This is a genomic window from Streptomyces netropsis, assembly GCF_014203545.1.
GTDB lineage: Bacteria > Actinomycetota > Actinomycetes > Streptomycetales > Streptomycetaceae > Streptomyces > Streptomyces netropsis.
The window spans coordinates 41,225-61,587 of record NZ_JACHJG010000003.1; the positions used below are offsets into that span (position 1 = coordinate 41,225).

Sequence of the window (20,363 nt, forward strand, 5' to 3'; positions counted from 1 at the left end):
CCGAGACCCCGGTGGGGCCTTAGGTAAGCACCCGGCCCTGCTCAGAGAGCTTTGGAGGGAACCTTGGCGGACTCGGCCGCCGTCGGCAGCGGGATGAGATCCACCGGGCTCGCCGGGACCGCCGTGCTGTGCTCGGACGGTTCGATGCTGATGCGCGGCAGCCTGCGGTCCAGCCACTTCGGCAGCCACCAGTTGGCGCCGCCCAGCATGTGCATGAGGGCCGGGACCAGCAGGGTCCGCAGGACGAAGGCGTCCAGGGCGACGGCCGAGGCCAGTCCGATGCCGAACATCGCGATGACGCGGTCGCCGCTGAGGACGAAGGCCAGGAAGACGGCGATCATGATGACCGCGGCGGAGTTGATGACGCGGCTGGTCTCGGCGAGGCCGACGCGGACGGCCCGGGTGTTGTCGCGGGTGGCGAGCCACTCCTCGTACATCCGGCTGACCAGGAAGACCTGGTAGTCCATGGAGAGTCCGAAGAGCACCGAGACCATCACGACCGGCAGGAACGGCTCGATCGGGCCCGCGGCACCGAGGCCGAGCAGCTCGCTGCCCCAGCCCCACTGGAACATCGCGGTGACGACGCCGAAGGAGGAGGCGACGGCGGCGATGTTCATCGCGGCGGCCTTGAGCGGGATGCCGATGCTGCGGAACGCCAGGAGCAGCAGGACGCAGCCGAGGCCGACGACCGCGCCGACGAACAGCGGCAGCTTGCCGAGGATGACCTGGGCGAAGTCGTCGTAGCTCGCGGTCACCCCGCCGACGTGGACGTCCATGCCGCTGGTGGCGGTGGCCTTCGGCAGGACGTCGGCGCGCAGCCGCTCGACGAGGTCGCTGGTGTCGGTGGACTGCGGGGAGGCGGTGGGGACGACGGTGATCACACCGGTGTCGCCGCTGCCGCTGAGGGTGGAGGAGCTGACGGAGGCGACGCCCTCGGTCTGCCGGAGGGTGTCGGGCAGCTTGTCGAAGGCGAGCCGGTCGGCGGCGCCGCCCAGGTCGGCGACGAGGGTCAGCGGGCCGTTGATGCCGGGCCCGAAGCCCTCGCCGAGCATGTCGTACGCCTGGCGGGTCGAGGAGGTCGCCGGGTTGTTGCCCTGGTCGGAGGTGCCCAGGTGGAGGGAGAGCGTGGGCAGGGCCAGCACCAGCATGACGGCCGCGGCGAGGGTGCCCAGCAGCTTGGGGTGGCGCTCGACGAAGGCGGACCAGCGGGCGGCGAGCCCGGTGGGGATCTCCGGCCGCGGGCCGTGCTCGGCCAGCCGGCGGCGTTCGCGGCGGCTGAGCGCCCGCGGCCCGATGACGCCGAGGAGGGCGGGCAGCAGGGTGACGGAGGCGGCGACGGTGAGGACGACGGTGAGGGAGGCGGCGACGGCGACGCCGTTGAGGAAGCTGAGCCGCAGGATGAGCATGCCGAGCAGGGCGACGCACACGGTGCCGCCGGCGAAGACGACGGCGCGCCCGGTGGTGGCGACGGCCCGTTCCGCCGCGACGTGCACGGGGAGCCCGGCCCGCAGGCCCCGGCGGTGCCGGGTGACGATGAACAGGGCGTAGTCGATGCCCACCCCGAGCCCGATGAGGGTGCCCAGCATGGGGGCGAAGTCCGCGACGGACATCAGATGGCCGAGCAGGACGGTGCCCATGGCGGCGGTGCCCACGCCCACGAGGGCCGTGGCGATGGGCAGCAGGCTCGCGGCCAGCGAGCCGAAGACGAGGAAGAGCACGACGGCGGCGATGACGACGCCGATGATCTCGCTGAGGTGGCCGCTCTTGCCCTCGGCGGCGCCGGCGGCGCTGCCGCCGACCGCGACGTCCAGATTGCCGGTGGCGGCGGACCGCGCGGTGTCGATCACCCGCTGGACGTCGCCCTTGGCGAGCTCGCCGGAGGTCGGCTCGAAGCTGAGGGAGGCGTAGGCGGTGTGCCCGTCGGCGCTGATCCGGCTCGCGCCGTCACTGCCGTAGGGGCCGCTGACCGAGGCCACGCCGGGCAGCTCGACGACCTCACGCAGGGTGTCGGTCATGCGCTGCTCGACGTCGGCCGCCCGTACGGTGCCCTGGTCGGTGTGCCAGACGAGGGTGGCGCTGTCGCCGCCCTGGCCGGGGAACGCCTTCTCCAGGAGGGCGGTGGCACGGGACGCTTCGGTGCCGGGGACGGTGTAGTCGTTGGAGTACGCGGACCCCGTCAACGTCGCGGCGGCGGTCGTGCCCGCAAGGGCGACGAGCCACAGCACGATGACGACGAAACGGCGGCGCAGGCACCACCGGGCAAGTGAGGTCAAAATCGCTGCTTCCCGTGTATCGCGTCGATCTCACCGGGCGGAACCCGTGGTGCCGATCGCATGGCTACTGGGACGGAAGGGCCACCGCCGATAGTGGTCGGGGGTCCTATGCCGAGCAACTCTGACAGCCAGAAAAGATCATTTGTCCCTTTTGTGGGTTAGCCCACAAGGCGCTAACAGGGAGCCGAACGGGCGTATCAGCCGGTGACGGATCCCCGTCGGGTGCGGCAGGGACGGGCGTCGCGAACGGTTCCCGGCATGCCCGTGGGGGCCGGCCGGGGAAGTCCCCCGACCGGCCCCCACGGGTCGATGCGCGAACGGCGCCGGGCTCACGCCACGGGATCGCGTCAGCCCAGGACGTCCCACCGGTGGGCGACGTCGATCACGATGCGGTGGTCCCACTGGAAGACCCGGAACGGCAGCCGGGCACGGACGCCCACACCGATCTGGGTGTCGCCCTCGAAGCTGCTGGCGAACCGGGTGTCCTTGAAGGTGCGGTAGCCCGTGACGTCCACGCCCGGCAGCCGCTGCCCCGCCTTCGCGCGGTAGGTCGCCTTGCCCGTGGCCGGGTCGTAGCTGGGCGCCGCGACCCGGACCTCCAGGATCGCGCCGCCGGCGACGGGGATGACATCGCCCGAGCCGTCCTGGTTCAGCTTGTCGACGTAGCCGACCCGGTACCCGATCGCGCGGTGACCGGCGCCCTGTATGTCGAGGACCATGCGGTCGAAACACTCGTGCCGCCCGGTTCTCACGTCGGTCAGCGGCCTGTACGCGGGGTCGGCGCCGGACTTGCCGTAGCTTCCCCAGCCGACCTCGCACATCGCCGAGGACGGGCCGGTCCCCGCCGCGGTCCGGGACGCCGAGACCGGAGCCGTCGCCGCCGCCAGCCCGGCACCCGCCAGCATCAGCGCCGCCAGCGCTGTACTCCACCGTCGCATGCACCTACCCCCAGCCTTCGCGTACGGACTCCGAACCGGCCCGTTTCCCGGGATCATGCCGGACCATTCGGAATGCGCACCCCACACCGACCAATTCCGGCCAATGCACCCATGCGCAAAGGCCGCCCCTCGGTGAGAGGGGCGGCCTTGTGTTCTACGAATGCGCTGCTGGACGCGGTGCGGGGATCAGCCCTCGACGCCCAGCTTCTCGAGAATCAGCTCACGGACGCGCGCCGCGTCCGCCTGGCCGCGGGTGGCCTTCATGACCGCGCCGACGAGCGCGCCCGCCGCCGCGACCTTGCCGGAGCGGATCTTGTCGGCGATGCCCGCGTTGGCCGCGATGGCCTCGTCCACGGCCGTGCCCAGCGCGCCCTCGTCGGAGACGACCGCGAGACCGCGGCCGGCGACGACCGCGTCCGGGTCGCCCTCGCCCGCGAGCACGCCCTCGATGACCTGACGGGCGAGCTTGTCGTTGAGGGAGCCCTCGGCGACCAGCGCGCACACCCGGGCGACCTGCTCCGGGGTGATCTCCAGGGCGGCGAGGTCGGTACCGGCCTCGTTCGCCCGGCGGGCCAGCTCACCCATCCACCACTTGCGCGCGGAGGCGGCGTCCGCGCCCGCGTCGATGGTGGCGACGATCAGGTCGACGGCACCGGCGTTGAGGATGGACTGCATGTCGTGCTCGGAGACGCCCCACTCCTCGCGCAGCCGGTTGCGGCGCACGCGCGGCAGCTCGGGCAGGCCCTTGCGGAGCTCCTCGACCCACTCCCGGGAGGGAGCGACCGGCACCAGGTCCGGCTCGGGGAAGTAGCGGTAGTCCTCGGCGTTGTCCTTGATGCGACCCGCCGTGGTCGACCCGTCCTCCTCGTGGAAGTGCCGGGTCTCCTGCACGATCGTGCCGCCGGAGGACAGCACCGCCGCGTGCCGCTGGATCTCGAAGCGGGCGGCGCGCTCGACGCTCCGCAGCGAGTTGACGTTCTTCGTCTCCGAGCGGGTGCCGAACTTCTCGGTGCCGTTCGGGCGCAGCGACAGGTTCACGTCGCAGCGCATCTGGCCCTGCTCCATGCGGGCCTCGGAGACGCCGAGCGCCTTGATGAGCTCGCGCAGCTCGGCGACGTAGGCCTTGGCGACCTCGGGGGCCCGCTCGCCCGCGCCCTCGATCGGCTTGGTGACGATCTCGATGAGCGGGATGCCGGCCCGGTTGTAGTCGAGCAAGGAGTGGGACGCGCCGTGGATGCGGCCGGTGGCGCCGCCGACGTGCAGCGACTTGCCGGTGTCCTCCTCCATGTGGGCGCGCTCGATCTCCACGCGGAAGATCTCGCCGTCCTCCAGCTGGACGTCCAGGTAGCCGTTGAAGGCGATGGGCTCGTCGTACTGGGAGGTCTGGAAGTTCTTCGGCATGTCCGGATAGAAGTAGTTCTTCCGGGCGAAGCGGCACCACTCGGCGATCTCGCAGTGCAGCGCGAGACCGATCTTCACGGCCGACTCGACGCCGATCGCGTTGACGACCGGCAGCGAGCCGGGCAGGCCGAGGCAGGTGGGGCAGGTCTGCGAGTTGGGCTCGGCGCCCAGCTCCGTGGAGCAGCCGCAGAACATCTTGGTCCTGGTGCCGAGCTCGACATGGACTTCGAGGCCCATGACGGGGTCGTAGGACGCCAGCGCGTCCTCGTACGACACCAGATCAATGGTGGTCACGGAAAACTAACCTCTCAGTCCGCGAGGACGTCGTCGCTGCTCATCCGGCGCAGTTCGCGCACGAGCAGGGCGACACCGGTGGCGATGGCGGCGGCGGAGACGATGGCGTCCACGAGCTGGAGGGTGTCCTGCTCGCCCTTGGCCTTCTTCGCCTGCTTGATGACGCTCACGGCGCCGAAGAGCGTGGTGCCGATGGACAGGTACGTGCCGGGCCTGGACTTCTTGAAGCCCTTGGCCTTCGCGAGCTTTCCGCCCTTTTCGGTGTTCACAGTGACGGTGCCTCCTCGAGCAGCGGGTGACCCCAGCGGGCGTTGAACGCCGCCTCGACCGCGGCACCGACCCGGTAGAGCCGGTCGTCGGCCATCGCGGGCGCGATGATCTGCAGACCCACCGGCATCCCGTCCTCGGGTGCCAGACCGCAGGGCAGCGACATGGCGGCGTTGCCGGCCAGGTTGGTCGGGATGGTGCACAGGTCGGCGAGGTACATCGCCATCGGGTCGTCGGCCCGCTCGCCGATCGGGAACGCCGTGGTCGGGGTGGTCGGCGAGATCAGCACGTCGACACCACCCTCCCCGAAGGCCTTCTCGAAATCGCGCGTGATGAGCGTACGGACCTTCTGCGCGGAGCCGTAGTACGCGTCGTAGTAGCCGGAGCTGAGGGCGTACGTACCCAGGATGACGCGGCGCTTCACCTCGTCGCCGAAGCCGGCCTCGCGGGTGAGCGCGGTGACCTCCTCGGCGGACTTCGTGCCGTCGTCGCCGACGCGCAGGCCGTAGCGCATGGCGTCGAAGCGGGCCAGGTTGGAGGAGCACTCGGACGGCGCGATGAGGTAGTACGCGGCCAGGGCCAGGTCGAAGGACGGGCAGTCCACCTCGACGACCTCGGCACCGAGCTCCTTGAGGAGCTCCACGGACTCGTCGAAGCGCTGCAGGACACCCGCCTGGTAGCCCTCGCCGCGGAACTGCTTGACGACGCCGACGCGCATGCCCTTGACGTCGCCGTTCCGCGCCGCCTCGACGACCGGCGGGACCGGGGCGTCGATGGAGGTGGAGTCCAGCGGGTCGTGGCCGGCGATGGCCTCGTGCAGCAGGGCCGCGTCCAGGACCGTACGGGCGCAGGGCCCGCCCTGGTCGAGGGAGGAGGAGAAGGCGACCATGCCGTAGCGGGAGACGGCGCCGTAGGTCGGCTTGACGCCGACGGTGCCGGTGACGGCGGCGGGCTGGCGGATCGAGCCGCCGGTGTCCGTGCCGATGGCGAGCGGGGCCTCGTACGACGCCAGGGCGGCGGAGGAGCCGCCTCCGGAACCGCCGGGGATCTTGGTCAGGTCCCAGGGGTTGCCGGTGGGGCCGTACGCGCTGTTCTCCGTCGACGACCCCATGGCGAACTCGTCCATGTTGGTCTTGCCGAGGATGACGACGTCCGCTTCCTTGAGCTTGCGGGTGAGCGTCGCGTCGTACGGCGGGATCCAGCCTTCGAGGATCTTGGAACCGACGGTGGTCGGGATCCCCTTGGTGGTGAAGATGTCCTTGAGCGCCAGCGGCACGCCGGCCAGCGGGCCGAGCTTCTCGCCGCGCTCGCGCTTGGCGTCCACCTCGCGCGCCTGGGCGAGCGCGCCCTCGCGGTCGACGTGCAGGAAGGCGTGCACCTTCTCGTCGACGGCCTCGATCCGGGCCAGGTGCGCTTCGGTCACCTGGACGGCGGTGACCTCGCCCGAAGCGATCTTCGCGGCGATCTCGGCCGCGGTGAGCTTGATCAGGTCGGTCATGTCAGTCCTCCCCCAGGATCTGCGGCACCTTGAAACGCTGCTGCTCCTGGGCCGGGGCGCCGGACAGCGCCTCCTGCGGGGTCAGCGACGGACGGACGTCGTCCGAGCGCATGACGTTGGTCAGCGGCAGCGGGTGGGACGTCGGCGGTACGTCCTCGTCGGCCACATCGGAAACGCGGGCGACCGCGCCGATGATGTCGTCGAGCTGCGTGGCGAAGTGGTCGAGCTCTTCGTCCTTCAGCTCCAGACGTGCCAGCCGTGCGAGGTGGGCGACCTCCTCGCGCGTGATGCCAGGCATGCGGCGATCCTCAGGGTTCGTGACGGTTCTGGGCGGGTTAATGCGCCCAATCCTATGGCGCCGCAAGCACTGCCCGCGAAACGGTTTCGCTGGGCGCTGTGCCGGTGCCGGTTTCCGGGCCCCCGGGAGGGATCCGCGCTACCGCGCGGGTCGCCTGCGGCGGGCTGCAGGCACCGTCCCGGCCTTCGCGGCCGCGGCCCACGTGCCGCCACGGGCGACGCCCGGCGCACCCGACCGGTCCCCGGACTTGCCCGCGCCCCCGCGTGCGCGACGGCCACCGCTGGTGGGACGTGCCGGCCCAGAGCCGGCACACCATCCCACCTCCACGGCGGGGCACCCACAACGGCGCGGCCCGGCGGTGCCCGGCCACCGGTGGTGGGACATGCCAGCCCAGAGCCGGCACCGCATCCCGCCGCCACGGCGGACAACCCCGACGGCGCGGCCCGGCGGTGCCCGGCCACCGGTGGTGGGGCATACCGGCCCAGAGCCGGCACTCCATCCCGCCGCCACGGCGGGCACCCACGAGGGCGCAGGCCGGCGGCGGCCGGCCGCGACCGCGCGGAGCGCTCACTGACCCCACGGCGGAGCCGAACCGCGGAGCCGAACCGCGCCGTCCCCGCAAAGACCGGCTAGGTCACCGGCTGGTCCGCGTCCTCCTCCGCCGGGGCGGTGGAGGACGCGGCTGCCGCCGCCGCGGCGGCGGCCGCGTGGAGGGGTTCGTCCTCGCGGTGCCAACCGCTTTCGCTGCGCAGTCGCAGCCACGCCGTCGTCTCGTCCGGCGGCATCGCCGCCGCGACCAGCCAGCCCTGGACCGCGTCACAGCCCAGATCCCGCAGTCGCTCCCAGGTCTCGTCGTCCTCGACGCCCTCGGCGACGACGACCAGGCCCAGGGAGTGGGCCAGGTCGAGCGTGCAGCGGACGATCTCGGCGTCCTCGTTGTCGATGGCGAGGCGGGCGACGAAGGAACGGTCGATCTTGAGCTCGCTGACCGGCAGGCGGCGCAGGTGGACGAGGGAGGAGTAGCCGGTGCCGAAGTCGTCGAGGGACATCTTCACGCCGTGGCCGGTGAGCCCGGCGAGGGTGTCGGCGGCGCGCTGCGGGTCCTCCAGGAGGACGTGCTCCGTTATTTCCAGCTGGAGCGACCCGGCGGGGACCCCGTGCCGGGCGAGGCGGGCGGCGACCGAGCCCGCGAAGCCCGGTGTGTGGACGTCGCGCGGCGAGACGTTGACCGCGACGGGCACCTCCAGGCCCATGGCCCGCCACTTGGCGACCTGCCCGAGGGCGGTCTCCAGCACGTACTCGGTCAGCCGGGGCATGAGGCCGGACGACTCGGCTATCGCGATGAACTCGTCCGGGGAGACCCTGCCGCGCTCGGGGTGCACCCAGCGCACCAGCGCCTCCAGCCCCGCGACGTGACCGTCGAAGCCGACCTTGGGCTGGTAGTGCAGCTCGACGTCGCCCGCGTCCAGGGCGCGCCGCAGATCGCCCAACAGGCCGAGCCGGTCCGGGGTGTTGCCGTCGCGGCGGGCCTCGTAGACCTCGACTCCGCTGCGGTCCCGCTTGGCCTGGTACATCGCCACGTCGGCGCGGCGCAGCAGCCCTTCCGCGTCGAGGGCGTGGTCGGGGTAGACGGCGACGCCCGCGCTGGCTTCGAGGACGAGGGTGAGGCCGTCCAGGTCGAGCGGTGAGCCGAGGGCGGCGACCAGGGACCGGGCCACCCGCTGGGCGCTGGTCAGGGAGTCGGTGGTGGGCAGCAGGACGGCGAATTCGTCGCCGCCGAGCCGGGCGGCCTCCGCGCCGTGCGGCAGGGCGAGCCGCAGTCGCTCGGCTATCTGGAGCAGCAGCCGGTCGCCGGCGAGGTGGCCGAGGGTGTCGTTGACGGACCGGAAGCGGTCGAGGTCGATGAGGACGAGGGCGGCGCGGTCGCCGGCCTGCTCGGCCTCGTCGAGGGCGTTCCAGGTGCTTTCCAGCAGCCATTGGCGGTTGGGCAGCCCGGTGAGGGGGTCGCGGAGCTGCTCCTCTGCGCGGGCGTGGGCGATCCACAGGGTGGAGTCCAGGGCGATGAGCGGGACCGCGAAGAGCGGCAGCAGCAGGGGGGCGTGGTCGGCGACGACGGCGATGAGCGGGGCGATGCCGAGGAGGGCGCCGCCGACGAGGGCCTGCCGGACCAGGGCCGTACGGGCGATGCTGCTGATGCCGCCGTTGCGCGGGGCCATCGAGTACCAGAGCAGGGCCCGGGTGACGACGAGGTAGAGGAAGGCCGCGACGGCGATCTGGGGGATGTCGGTGAGCTGCCAGGTGTCCGGGAGCCAGGGGGCTTCGACGGTGGCGGCCGTCCCGCACAGGGCGAGGGCGAGACCGGCGGCGACGATGCCGAGTATGTCGACCGCGCCGTGGAGTAATGCCTGCCGCCATCGGTGCCTGCGGGCGGTGGCGACGAGGGTGACGACGGTGATGCTGATGAGGGCGGCCGGGACCCAGCCGTAGAGCATCAGGACGGCGAGGGTGAGGGCGGCGCCGGATCCGGTGCCGCCCCACCAGCGGTCCCGGCCGAGTGCGACGAGATGGGCGACGATGAGCGCCGTCAGCGTCGCCAGCGACCAGCCGACGGCACGGCCGGGAAAGAGGCCGTGTCCGGTGCTGAGTGCCCAACAGATTCCGGTGGCGAGCGCGAGCGCGGCCATCACGACACAGACCGCCGGCAGCGCGGGCGGGGGGACCCGGCGCAGCCGCGAGGCCGGTTCGGCGCTGTCGGTGGGTTTCATGCCCGTCCCTCTCACAGCCGGCGGTGCCCGCGCCACGGCAGGCGCACATCTCAACAGTAGGCCGCAGAAGGCTACGACGGGCAGCGATCGGCAGCGGTTGCCCGATTGCGATCCGCCCTCCTCCGGCCTTTGGTAGGCGCTGTAGAGGTAATGCCCACTGACTATGCGGGCATTACTCCGCTGGGGTGGCGACCTGGGTACCCGCCTCCCCCGCGCGCCCCCCGGCGAGCCGGGGAGCGGGCCGGGGCCCGCCCGGTGGATCTTCGCGGGCTCCCGACGCCCGGCACGAGGGCGATCCTCCGCCGCGCGCTCACAGCGGACACCGCCCGCCGATCCACGAAGATCCGCCGGACGGACGGGCCCTAGCCGGCGGCGGGGACGTCAGCCTTGGCGTCACCCGAACTGTCGTCCGTGCCGGCGCCCGCGCCACCCTCCTGAGGGACCGCCGCCGCGCGGGCCGCTTCGGGCCCTTCCGCGAGCAGCACGGCGAAGCCGTCCTCTTCCAGGACGGGGACCTTCAATTGCATGGCCTTGTCGAACTTCGACCCGGGGTTGTCGCCGACGACGACGAAGTCCGTCTTCTTGGAAACCGATCCGGTCACCTTCGCGCCCTGGCTCTGGAGGGCTTCCTTCGCCCCGTCCCGGGTGTGGGAGGCCAACGTTCCGGTGACGACGACCGTCAGTCCCGCCAGCGGGCGCGGGCCTTCGTCCTCGCCGACCTCTTCTTCCATGCGGACGCCGGCGGCCTTCCACTTCTCCACGATCTCGCGGTGCCAGTCCTCGGCGAACCACTGCCGCACCGAGGCCGCGATGGTGCCGCCGACGCCCTCGACGGCCGCCAGTTCCTCCTCGCTCGCCTCGGCGATCCGGTCCAGCGAGCGGAACTCCCGTGCCAGCGCGACGGCCGCTACGGGGCCCACGTGGCGGATGGAAAGCCCGGTGAGGATGCGGGACAGCGGGCTGGACTTGGCCCGCTCCAGCTCGTTCATGAGCTTCTTGGTGTTCTCCTTCGGCTCGGGAGGCAGCGTGCGCTTCTCCTCTCCCCGGCCCACCGTCTTCCCCTGGCCGTAGAAGTACGGGACGAGGAGGCGGTCGTCCTCGCCGGCGCCCTTGCGGGTGTCGCGGCGCCACATGCGGATGTCGCGCAGGTCCTCGACCTTCAGGTCGAACAGGTCGGCCTCGGTGGTGAGCGCGCGGGAGCCCTCGTCGGGGCTCGTGAGCGCCCGGACCGTCTCCTCGCCGAGCGCCTCGATGTCGAGCGCCTTACGGCCCGCCAGATAGAAGATGCGCTCACGCAACTGGGCGGGGCAGGACCGGGCGTTGGGGCACCGGAGGTCGATGTCGCCCTCCTTCATCGGGCGTAGCCCGGCCCCGCATTCCGGGCACTCGGCGGGCATCACGAACTCCCGCTCGGTGCCGTCGCGCAGATCCACCACCGGTCCCAGGATCTCGGGGATCACATCGCCGGCCTTGCGCAGCACGACGGTGTCGCCGATGAGGACGCCCTTGGCCTTGACGACCTCCTGGTTGTGCAGGGTGGCGAACTCGACCTCGGAGCCCGCGACCGTGACGGGCTCCACCACGGCGTACGGGGTGACGCGCCCGGTGCGGCCGACGCCGACGCGGATGTCGACCAGCTTGGTGTTGACCTCCTCCGGGGCGTACTTCCAGGCGATGGCCCAGCGCGGGGCGCGCGAGGTGGAGCCGAGACGGCCCTGGAGGGGGATCTCGTCGACCTTGACGACCGTGCCGTCGATCTCGTGCTCCATCGAGTGCCGGACCTCGGGATCGCCGTAGTGGGCGATGAACTCCCGCACATCGGCCAGCGAGTCGACGACCTTGGCGTGCGCGGCGGTGGGCAGACCCCACTCGCGCAGCAGTTCGTAGGCGTGCGACTGGCAGTCGATGTCGAAGCCCTCGCGGGCGCCGATGCCGTGCACCACCATGTGCAGCGGGCGGGACGCGGTGACCTTGGGGTCCTTCTGCCGCAGCGAGCCGGCCGCCGCGTTGCGCGGGTTGGCGAACGGCGGCTTGCCGGCCTCCACCAGGCGGGCGTTCAGCTCCTGGAACTTCTCCATCGGGAAGTACACCTCGCCGCGCACCTCGACGAAGGCGGGGACGCGGTCGCCCTGGAGGCGGTGCGGGATCTCGGTGATGGTGCGGACGTTGGGCGTGATGTCCTCACCGGTGCGGCCGTCGCCGCGGGTGGCGGCGCGGACGAGCCGGCCGCGCTCGTACGTGAGGTTGACGGCGAGGCCGTCGACCTTGAGCTCGCACAGGAAGTGGTACGGGGTGCCCCCGCCGATGTCCTTGGCGACGCGCTCGGCCCAGCCGGCCAGCTCTTCGTCGTCGAAGGCGTTGTCGAGGGAGAGCATGCGCTCGCGGTGCTCGACGGCGGTGAACTCCGTCTCGTAGGACCCCGCGACCTTCTGGGTGGGCGAGTCGGGGGTGCGCAGCTCCGGATACTCCTCCTCCAGCACCTCCAGCGAGCGCAGCAGCTGGTCGAACTCGGCGTCACTGACGACCGGGGCGTCCTTCACGTAATACCGGAAGCGGTGCTCCTCGATCTGCTCGGCCAGCAGCGCGTGCTTCTCCCGCGCCTCAGCGGGTGCCGTAGCAAGCGGCGTCTTCGCCTCGAGCTGTTCGCCGTGCTGTTCGCCAGCCACCGTCTCGTCCTCCCGTTTATTCCAAGAGCGCAGTCACTCAGGGTTGTCTGCGAGTGATCTCGCCGCCCGGGCGCAGTGGGCGAGGGCCGCCCGGGCATATGCGGGCGAAGCGCCCGCGAGCCCGCACGACGGGGTGACCACCACGGACTCCGCGAGAGTCCCCGGCGACAGCCCCAACCTGCGCCACAGCGTCCTGACACCCATGACGCTACCGGCAGGGTCTGACAATGGACCGTCCACGCCCGGCACCACGCCAGCGAAGAGCTTGGTCCCGGCCTCCGCGGCCTCGCCGATCGCCTCGTCATCACGCTCGGTGAGCAGCGAGAAATCGAACGAGACGCCCTCGACGCCGGCTCGGCGCAGCAGTGCGAACGGCACGTTGGGGGCGCACGAATGCACGACGGGGGGTGCGCCGGTGACGTCCCGCGCGAGGCCCACCAGGTCACGCAGCGCGCCCTCGACGACGGCCCGGTCGACGGCACGGTGGGTGCGGTAGCCGCTGGCCGTGCGGACCTGGCCGAGCAGCACGGCGGTCAGGGACGGTTCGTCGAGCTGGAGCACCACCTGGGCGCCGGGCACGCGGCGCCGCACCTCCGTCAGATGGTTCCGCAGCCCCTCGACGAGGGAGGCAGTCAGGTCCCGGCAGGCTCCGGGGTCGCTCAGCGCCGCCTCACCGCCGCGCAGTTCCAGGGCGGAGGCCAGGGTCCACGGGCCGACGGCCGACACCTTGAGCGGGCCCTCGTACCCCTGGGTGAACTCCTCGATCGCGTCCAGGTCCTCGCCCAGCCACGACCGTGCGCGCCGGGTGTCCCGGCCCGGCCGGTCGCTGATCCGCCAGCCGCTCGGCTCGACGTGCGCGAACACCTCCACGAGCAGCCCGGCGGTCCTGCCGATCATGTCGGCGCCGGGCCCGCGCGCGGGCAGCTCCGGCAGATACGGCAGGGCCTCCAGCGACCCCGTGACGGTTTTCGCGGCCTCGCGCGCGTCCGTCCCGGGCATCGAACCGACCCCGGTGGCGACGCCCGCACCCCAGCTGAACTTGCTCTTCTCGCTCACGCAGGAAGGGTACGGGGCCGGACCGGGGTCACGCCGCGCCGACGGCTGCCGGTGGCCGCGTCAGCGACCCGGCCGGACCGTCAGATCGTTGATCTCCGCGTCCCGCGGCAGGTCGATCGCGAGCAGGATCGTCGTCGCGACGGACTCGGGGTCGATGTGCGCCTGCGGGTCGTACTCCTTGCCCTCCTGCTGGTGCACCTTCGCCTGCATGGGGGTGGCCGTGCGCCCGGGGTAGACGCTGGTGACCCGGACGCCGTTGCCGTGCTCCTCCTCGCGCAGCGCGTCGGCGAGCGCCTTGAGGCCGTGCTTGCTCGCCGCGTACGCGCCCCAGTTGGCGTGGGCGCGCATCCCGGCACCGGAGTTGACGAAGACCACGTGCCCCTTGGTGACCCGCAGCTGCGGCAGGAACAGCCGGGTCAGCTCGGCCGGGGAGACGAGGTTCGCGGCGAGCTGGCGGTTCCACGCCTTGGGCGCCAGGTCGCCGACGCCGCCGAGGTCGCAGACGCCCGCGATGTGCAGCAGCGAGTCGACGTGGTCGGGCAGCGACTGCTGGCTGAGGGCCCAGGCCAGCCGGTCGGGGTTGGACAGGTCGCCGACGAGCGTCCGGGCGCCGGGGAACTGCGCGGCCAGGTCCTTCGCCCGGCCCGCGTCCCGCGCGAACAGATACAGCTCGTCGCCGCGCTCGAGCAGCCGACGGGCGACCGCCGCCCCGATGCCGGAACCGGACCCAGTGATCAGATGTGTTGCCATACCGCCCAGCTTGCCCTACTGAATCCCGGCGGACTCCTCCAGGTACGCCATCGCGCCCACGCCGTCCTCCGCGAAGAACACCAGGTCGGCGAGGGGAAGCGGCAGAAAACCCTCCGCGTCCATCCGCTGGAACTGCTGCTTGAGCCCGTCGTAGAAACCGGCGGCGTTCAGCAGCACCACGGGCTTGGTGTGCATTCCGTGCTTCTTCAGCTCCAGGATCTCCGTCGCCTCGTCGAGCGTTCCGGTGCCGCCGACCATGATCACGATTGCATCGGCCCGCGCGAGCAACTGCGCCTTGCGCTCGGCGAGATCCTTGGTGATCACCATTTCGTCGGCGTTCTTACGGGCCTTCGCCGCGAGGAATTCCACCGAGATCCCGACCAGCCGCCCGCCGTGCGCCTGGACGCCGTCCGCCATGACCTTCATCAGACCGGACTCCGAACCGCCCCAGACCAGGGTGTGACCGCCTTTGCCGATGAGTTCGGCGAATTCACGGGCGGGGGCGGTGTAGCGGTCGTCGAGGTCGGCGGCGGAGCAGAAGACGGAAATATGCATAAGCCCACGGTACGCGCGCGAATATGCGGCTCGACGGTGACTCGGTACCCGCCGGGACAAGGGCGCGAATCGTACGGACCTCCGCTATGACCTGCTTTCGGACACCCTCTGTCCCGTTTCCGGATCTGTTCCGTCGCGGCCTCGTCACAGTCCACGCCGCGATTTGGGGGCACGGCCCGGCATTGCTAGCCTGACGTGCGCTCGTCAAGCGGGCACGAATCAAGCCAATTCCTCGGGGGAGTTCTCACGTGAAGCTTCGTCATGTCCGCGGCGCCGCCGTATTCGTCATCGCCGTCGTCGCCCTGACCGGTGCGCGCGGCAGCCACGGCGGTAGCTGTGGTGGCGGGTCCAGCCACAGCTCCTCCTCGTCCTCCTCGGGCGGCAGCAGCACGTCGGGCGGTACGTCGGGCGACTCCACCGGTGGGCTCACGAGCGGTGGCACGACCTCGTCCGGTACGACGAGCGGCACGACCAGCGGCACGTCCGGTGACTCGACGACCTCGTCGGGCTCCACCACCTACGGTTCGACCGGCGGCAGCAGCAGCCGGAACTCCGCGATGCGGGACATCAAGATCCTCGACTGCGCGTACACCGACCGGCTGGGCGTCACCGCGAAGCTGGCCGCCACCAACAGCAGCTCGACGGCCTCGTACGACTACCGCATCACCGTGAAGTTCACCGGCCCGGACGGTGCCGTCATCGGCACCCGCAACCCCTCCATCCCGTGGGTCCAGCCGGGCAAGACGAGCAACCTCGACGTCTCGACCCCGTACGTCCCCAAGCCGGGCGCCTCCACGAGCGGCGGCAAGTGCGAGGTCACGAACGTCGTGCGCACCACGACGCAGCACTGACGCCTCTGCGGCCCTTCTTCATCCGGCGGCGCCGGGTGCCGGAAAAGACCGGCGCCCGGCGCCGCCGTATGTGCGGGCCGGGCGTAGCGGGACGGTCGTCAGCCGCTGTGGGCGGCGTTCGCCGGGGCGCGGTCCGTCGCCGCGATCGTGGCCGAGCCGACGACCCGGGTGCCGTCGTAGAGCACGATCGCCTGGCCGGGGGCCACACCGCGGACCGGTTCGGCGAAGGAGACGCGCAGTTCCTCGCCGACGAGCTCCGCCGTCACCGACGTCTCGCCGCCGTGGGCGCGCAGCTGCGCCGTGTACGTGCCGACGCCCTCCGGGGCCACCCCGCACCAGCGGGGCTTGATCGCGGTCAGGGCGGTCACGTCCAGGGCCTCCACCGGGCCGACCGTGACCGTGTTGTTCACCGGGGAGATGTCCAGGACGTAGCGCGGCTTGCCGTCGGGTGCCGGGTGGCCGATGCGCAGGCCCTTGCGCTGGCCGATGGTGAAGCCGTACGCACCCTCGTGGGTGCCGATCTTGGTGCCGGTCTCGTCGACGATGTCGCCCTCGGAGGTGCCCAGGTGCTTGGCGAGGAAGCCCTGGGTGTCGCCGTCGGCGATGAAGCAGATGTCGTGGCTGTCGGGCTTCTTCGCCACGGCCAGGCCGCGGCGCTCCGCCTCGGCCCGGATCTCGTCCTTGGTCGTCAGGGTGTCGCCCAGCGGGAACATCGCGTGCGCCAGCTGCTTCTCGTCCAGCACGCCCAGGACGTACGACTGGTCCTTGGCCATGTCGCTCGCGCGGTGCAGCTCGCGAGTGCCGTCCTCGTTCAGCACGACCGTCGCGTAGTGGCCGGTGCAGACCGCGTCGAAGCCGAGCGCGAGGGCCTTGTCGAGCAGCGCCGCGAACTTGATCTTCTCGTTGCAGCGCAGGCAGGGGTTGGGCGTGCGCCCGGCCTCGTACTCCGCGATGAAGTCCTCGACCACGTCCTCGCGGAAGCGCTCGGCGAGGTCCCAGCAGTAGAAGGGGATGCCGATGACGTCGGCGGCGCGGCGGGCGTCGCGCGAGTCCTCGATGGTGCAGCAGCCGCGCGCGCCCGTGCGGAAGGACTGCGGGTTCGCGGACAGGGCGAGGTGCACACCGGTCACCTCGTGCCCGGCTTCGGCGGCGCGGGCGGCAGCCACGGCGGAGTCGACGCCGCCGGACATGGCGGCGAGGACGCGGAGGCGACGGCCGTCGCGAGGGCCTGAAGGTGCACCGGGGAAGCCGAGGGAATCAGTCATAGCTGTACCAGGGTACGGGGTGCCTCCGGCGGTCTGTCGGGATACCGGTTGCCCTCCGTCGTGGTGCCGGTCACCGATGTCCTCAATCGCCGGACGGGCTGGATATTCCGCCGGGGCGGAGCCCCGGCCGGAACCGGGGGAATGCCGTACGCGTTCTGTGCATCAAGGGGGAACAGGTGGAACCGGAGAGAAAGCACGTAAGCCGACGCGGTCTGCTGATCGGCGGCGGGGCCGCCGTGGCGGTGACCGCGGGGGCGGCGGGGTACGCGGGGCGGGACGGGCTCGTGCGGTGGTGCTACCGGGCCGCCGGGCTGGAGCGTCCGCGCACGGACGGCGTGCTCGATCACGCGGGCGCCGAGTGGGTCGCCGCGTCGTCGGCGAACTGGCGGTGGGCGGACCGGCCGGCCGACTACACCGTCGACCGGGTCGTCGTCCACGTGGTCCAGGGCAGCTACGGCGACGCCCTCCGGGTCTTCCGCGACCCCCTGCACCAGGCCGCCGCGCACTACGTCGTGCGCAAGGACGGCCATGTCGCGCAGACCGTCCGCGAGCTGGACGTGGCCTTCCACTCCGGGAACCGCCGCTTCAACGAGCGCAGCGTCGGCATAGAACACGAGGGCTACGTGGACCGCCCCGGCGACTTCACGGACGCGATGTACCGGGCGTCGGCCACGCTCACGGCCGGGATCTGCGCGCGCTACGGGATCCCGGCGGACCGGGCCCACATCGTCGCCCACTCGGAGGTGCCGGGCACGGACCACACCGACCCCGGCCCGCACTGGGACTGGGGCCGGTATCTGAAGCTCGTCCGGGCGGCGCGGGCGGCAGCCGCTAGCTGAGGCCGGCCGTGCGGGCCCGCTCCACCACCGAGGCGATGACGTCGCGCACGGCGGCCACGTCCTCCTTGGTGGAGGTGTGGCCGAAGGAGAAGCGCAGCGTGCCGCGGGCGAGGTCCCGGTCCGTGCCCGTGGCGAGGACCACGTGGCTGGGCTGGGCGACCCCCGCGGTGCAGGCGGAGCCGGTGGAGCATTCGATGCCCTGGGCGTCCAGCAGCAGGAGCAGCGAGTCGCCCTCGCAGCCGGGGAAGGAGAAGTGGGCGTTGGCGGGCAGCCGGCCCGCCGGGTCGGGGTCGCCGCCGAGCACCGCGTCCGGCACGGCCGCCAGGACCGCCTCGACCAGCTCGTCGCGGAGCGCGCCGACCTCGCGCGCGAAGTCCTCGCGCCGCTCGGCGGCGAGCACGCCCGCGACCGCGAACGACGCGATGGCGGGCACGTCGAGGGTGCCGGAGCGCACGTGCCGCTCCTGCCCGCCGCCGTGCAGCAGGGGGACGGGGGCGTACCGGCGGCCCAGCAGCAGGGCGCCGATGCCGTACGGCCCGCCGATCTTGTGGCCGCTGACGGTCATCGCGGCCAGCCCCGAGGCGGCGAAGTCGACGTCCAGCTGGCCGAAGGCCTGCACCGCGTCGGCGTGCAGGGGGATGTCGAACTCGGCCGCCACGTCCGCCAGTTCACGGACCGGCATGACCGTGCCGATCTCGTTGTTGGCCCACATGACGGTGGCCAGGGCCACGTCGTCGGGGTCGCGGGCTATGGCCTCGCGCAGCGCGTCGGGGTGCACCCGCCCGTGGGAGTCGACGGGCAGGTACTCCACGGTCGCCCCCTCGTGCTCGGCGAGCCAGTCGACGGCGTCGAGGACGGCGTGGTGCTCCACGGGGCTGGCGAGGACGCGGCGGCGGGCCGGGTCGGCGTCCCGGCGGGCCCAGTACAGCCCCTTGACGGCGAGGTTGTCGGCTTCGGTGCCGCCCGCGGTGAAGACCACTTCGCTGGGCCGCGCGCCGAGCGACGCCGCGAGCGATTCGCGCGACTCCTCGACGGTACGGCGTGCGCGACGCCCGGCGGCGTGCAGCGAGGAGGCGTTCCCGGCGAAGGCGAGCTGGGCGGTCATCGCCTGCACCGCTTCCGGGAGCATCGGGGTGGTGGCGGCGTGGTCGAGGTAGGCCATGGTGGGACGATTCTACGAGCTGAGCGCGGGCGCCGTACCGGGCGTTCCCGGTCTCCCTCGGAGCGGCGCCTGTGCCGGAGTGCGGGTCGGCTCCTACGGTCGGGGCATGACCGAGAACAGCGGGGCGCGCGACGAGGCCCGGCGGGAGCGATTCGAGCGTGGCCTGGAGGTTCTGCGGCAGGTCGACGGTGACGCCGGGCAGCGCGTCCTGGACGCGCTGGCCGACATCTCTCCGGAGCTGGCGCACCAGGTGGTGGCCTGGGGGTTCGGCGAGATCTACGCCCGCCCCGGGCTGGCCCCGCGCGACCGGCAGCTGGTCACGCTCGGGATGCTGACGGCCCTGGGCGGGTGCGAGCCCCAGCTGGAGGTTCACGTCAACGCGGCGCTGAACGTGGGGCTGACCCCCACGGAGGTGGTGGAGGCGCTGGTGCACTCGGCCGCCTACTGCGGCTTCCCCAAGGCGCTCAACGCCACGTTCGTGGCGAAGAAGGTCTTCGCCGAGCGGGGTCTGCCGCCGGCCGCCCCGGCTCCCCCGGCCGGCGGCCGGTAGGAGCAGCCGGCGGGAAAGGAGCAGGTCAGAAGGTGCGCATCACCCGCGCCAGCTGGCGCGACTGTGCCACCAGGCGGTCCTGGCTGTCCCAGACCTCGGCGTCCTCCTCCAGATAGCCGCCCGCGAGGTTGCGGGTGCTGAGGGAGACCCGCAGCGGGCCGGGGGCGGGGCGGCTGCGGATGTGGGCGGTGAGTTCGATGGTGGGGACCCAGCCGGTCACGCCCAGCTCGAAGGCGGCAGGCGGCAGCGCGTCGACGGCCAGCAGCAGGGCGAGCGGGTCGGGGTCGCGGCCGTCGGCGAGGCCGAACCAGCCGCGCATCTCGCCCTGGCCGCCGGGTGCGCCGATCGCCCAGCCGGCCGTGGCCGGGTCGAGCCGGATGTCAAGCCGCCCGGCGATCTCGGGCGCCGTGGCCGGGTCCCCGTCCTTGCTGCTCAGACACCGCTCGTGCGGCGGGACGGCCGGAGGTTTGGCGGTGGTGCGGACGTCCTCGGGGAGGGCGTCCAGCTCGCCGTAGGTGGCCAGGACGCGGATGCGCTCGACCTCGGCGCCGTGCTCGTCGACCTGGAGCAGGGTGGCCTGGCCCGTGGAGAGCGACCGGCTGGCGCGGATCTGCTCGGTGCGGATCACGGCGGGGCCGGGCGCGGAGGCGGAGAGGTAGTGGGCGGTGATGGTGAAGGGGTCCGGGTGCCGGAGGGTCCCGCCGAGGGCCCGGCCCAGCAGGGCGAGGAGGTAGCCGCCGTTGACGGCGTGGCCGATGGTCCACCCCGCGGAGAGGTCCGCGTCGAAGACAGCGGACGTGCCGGGCGTGCCGGGTTCGCGCCGCGTGAGGGCGGTGTCCCGGTCGAATTCGCTGTTGCCGATGGTTCCCTGTGCCATGTTCCGCACGCTACACCCGGAAGTTACTGACCGGTAGGTCCAGCGTGCGTCCGTGACC

General features: G+C 72.2%; 17 protein-coding genes. 3 read left to right on the top strand and 14 right to left on the bottom strand.

From position 1 onward, the window contains the following. Positions 1-41: 41 nt before the first annotated feature. From FHS38_RS07995 to FHS38_RS08045, 11 genes are all read right to left on the bottom strand, one after another. Positions 42-2,273 carry an MMPL family transporter gene (locus FHS38_RS07995; RefSeq protein WP_184732320.1) on the bottom strand — a complete coding sequence of 744 codons (2,232 nt, stop codon included), beginning with the start codon at positions 2,271-2,273 and terminating at the stop codon, positions 42-44. A 347-nt stretch (positions 2,274-2,620) separates the two neighbouring features. After that, the gene (locus tag FHS38_RS08000) at positions 2,621-3,211 is read right to left on the bottom strand and encodes an AMIN-like domain-containing (lipo)protein (protein WP_184732322.1); all 591 of its coding nucleotides are present in this window, start codon (positions 3,209-3,211) and stop codon (positions 2,621-2,623) included. Positions 3,212-3,397: 186 nt separating this feature from the next. Beyond that, positions 3,398-4,906 (bottom strand): Asp-tRNA(Asn)/Glu-tRNA(Gln) amidotransferase subunit GatB, encoded by a 1,509-nt coding sequence (gene gatB / locus FHS38_RS08005; protein WP_184732324.1) that lies wholly within the window; start codon positions 4,904-4,906, stop codon positions 3,398-3,400. Between the two features lie 14 nt (positions 4,907-4,920). Beyond that, positions 4,921-5,175: a hypothetical protein gene (locus tag FHS38_RS08010; protein ID WP_184732326.1), complete on the bottom strand. Its 255-nt coding sequence runs from the start codon at positions 5,173-5,175 to the stop codon at positions 4,921-4,923. Then, complete coding sequence (gatA, locus tag FHS38_RS08015; protein WP_130880054.1) at positions 5,172-6,671, bottom strand: Asp-tRNA(Asn)/Glu-tRNA(Gln) amidotransferase subunit GatA; 1,500 nt, start codon at positions 6,669-6,671, stop codon at positions 5,172-5,174. The genes FHS38_RS08010 and gatA overlap by 4 nt, the downstream gene beginning before the upstream one ends. A gap of 1 nt (position 6,672) precedes the next feature. Then, on the bottom strand, positions 6,673-6,969 hold the full coding sequence (gene gatC, locus FHS38_RS08020; protein ID WP_130880053.1) for an Asp-tRNA(Asn)/Glu-tRNA(Gln) amidotransferase subunit GatC: 297 nt from the start codon (positions 6,967-6,969) through the stop codon (positions 6,673-6,675). A gap of 629 nt (positions 6,970-7,598) precedes the next feature. Next, on the bottom strand, positions 7,599-9,734 hold the full coding sequence (locus FHS38_RS08025) for a putative bifunctional diguanylate cyclase/phosphodiesterase (RefSeq protein WP_184732328.1): 2,136 nt from the start codon (positions 9,732-9,734) through the stop codon (positions 7,599-7,601). A 362-nt stretch (positions 9,735-10,096) separates the two neighbouring features. Then, positions 10,097-12,400 (bottom strand): NAD-dependent DNA ligase LigA, encoded by a 2,304-nt coding sequence (gene ligA, locus FHS38_RS08030; RefSeq protein ID WP_184732330.1) that lies wholly within the window; start codon positions 12,398-12,400, stop codon positions 10,097-10,099. A 33-nt stretch (positions 12,401-12,433) separates the two neighbouring features. Then, positions 12,434-13,456, bottom strand: coding sequence for a methionine synthase (locus FHS38_RS08035; protein WP_184732332.1), 1,023 nt, complete (start codon positions 13,454-13,456; stop codon positions 12,434-12,436). Positions 13,457-13,516: 60 nt separating this feature from the next. Further along, complete coding sequence (locus FHS38_RS08040) at positions 13,517-14,206, bottom strand: SDR family oxidoreductase (protein ID WP_184732334.1); 690 nt, start codon at positions 14,204-14,206, stop codon at positions 13,517-13,519. 15 nt (positions 14,207-14,221) lie between these two features. Continuing rightward, on the bottom strand, positions 14,222-14,761 hold the full coding sequence (locus FHS38_RS08045) for an LOG family protein (protein WP_184732336.1): 540 nt from the start codon (positions 14,759-14,761) through the stop codon (positions 14,222-14,224). A 248-nt stretch (positions 14,762-15,009) separates the two neighbouring features. On the opposite strand from FHS38_RS08045, the gene FHS38_RS08050 reads away from it, so the two are divergent. Then, the gene (locus tag FHS38_RS08050) at positions 15,010-15,612 is read left to right on the top strand and encodes a hypothetical protein (protein WP_184732338.1); all 603 of its coding nucleotides are present in this window, start codon (positions 15,010-15,012) and stop codon (positions 15,610-15,612) included. A 98-nt stretch (positions 15,613-15,710) separates the two neighbouring features. Here the strand turns inward: FHS38_RS08050 and mnmA are convergent, their stop codons facing one another. Further along, complete coding sequence (mnmA, locus tag FHS38_RS08055) at positions 15,711-16,877, bottom strand: tRNA 2-thiouridine(34) synthase MnmA (RefSeq protein ID WP_184732340.1); 1,167 nt, start codon at positions 16,875-16,877, stop codon at positions 15,711-15,713. Between the two features lie 176 nt (positions 16,878-17,053). Between mnmA and FHS38_RS08060 the strand changes: the two genes are divergently transcribed. Beyond that, the gene (locus FHS38_RS08060; RefSeq protein ID WP_229822715.1) at positions 17,054-17,716 is read left to right on the top strand and encodes an N-acetylmuramoyl-L-alanine amidase; all 663 of its coding nucleotides are present in this window, start codon (positions 17,054-17,056) and stop codon (positions 17,714-17,716) included. Here FHS38_RS08060 and FHS38_RS08065 read toward each other — a convergent pair. Continuing rightward, positions 17,709-18,878, bottom strand: coding sequence for a cysteine desulfurase family protein (locus tag FHS38_RS08065; protein WP_184732342.1), 1,170 nt, complete (start codon positions 18,876-18,878; stop codon positions 17,709-17,711). The two genes, FHS38_RS08060 and FHS38_RS08065, sit on opposite strands and share 8 nt — an antisense overlap. 106 nt (positions 18,879-18,984) lie before the next feature. On the opposite strand from FHS38_RS08065, the gene FHS38_RS08070 reads away from it, so the two are divergent. Beyond that, a complete protein-coding gene (locus FHS38_RS08070) occupies positions 18,985-19,428 on the top strand; it encodes a carboxymuconolactone decarboxylase family protein (RefSeq protein WP_184732344.1) in 444 nt (147 codons plus the stop codon). Positions 19,429-19,453: 25 nt separating this feature from the next. Here the strand turns inward: FHS38_RS08070 and FHS38_RS08075 are convergent, their stop codons facing one another. Beyond that, on the bottom strand, positions 19,454-20,305 hold the full coding sequence (locus tag FHS38_RS08075; protein ID WP_184732346.1) for a thioesterase family protein: 852 nt from the start codon (positions 20,303-20,305) through the stop codon (positions 19,454-19,456). Positions 20,306-20,363: the final 58 nt, after the last annotated feature.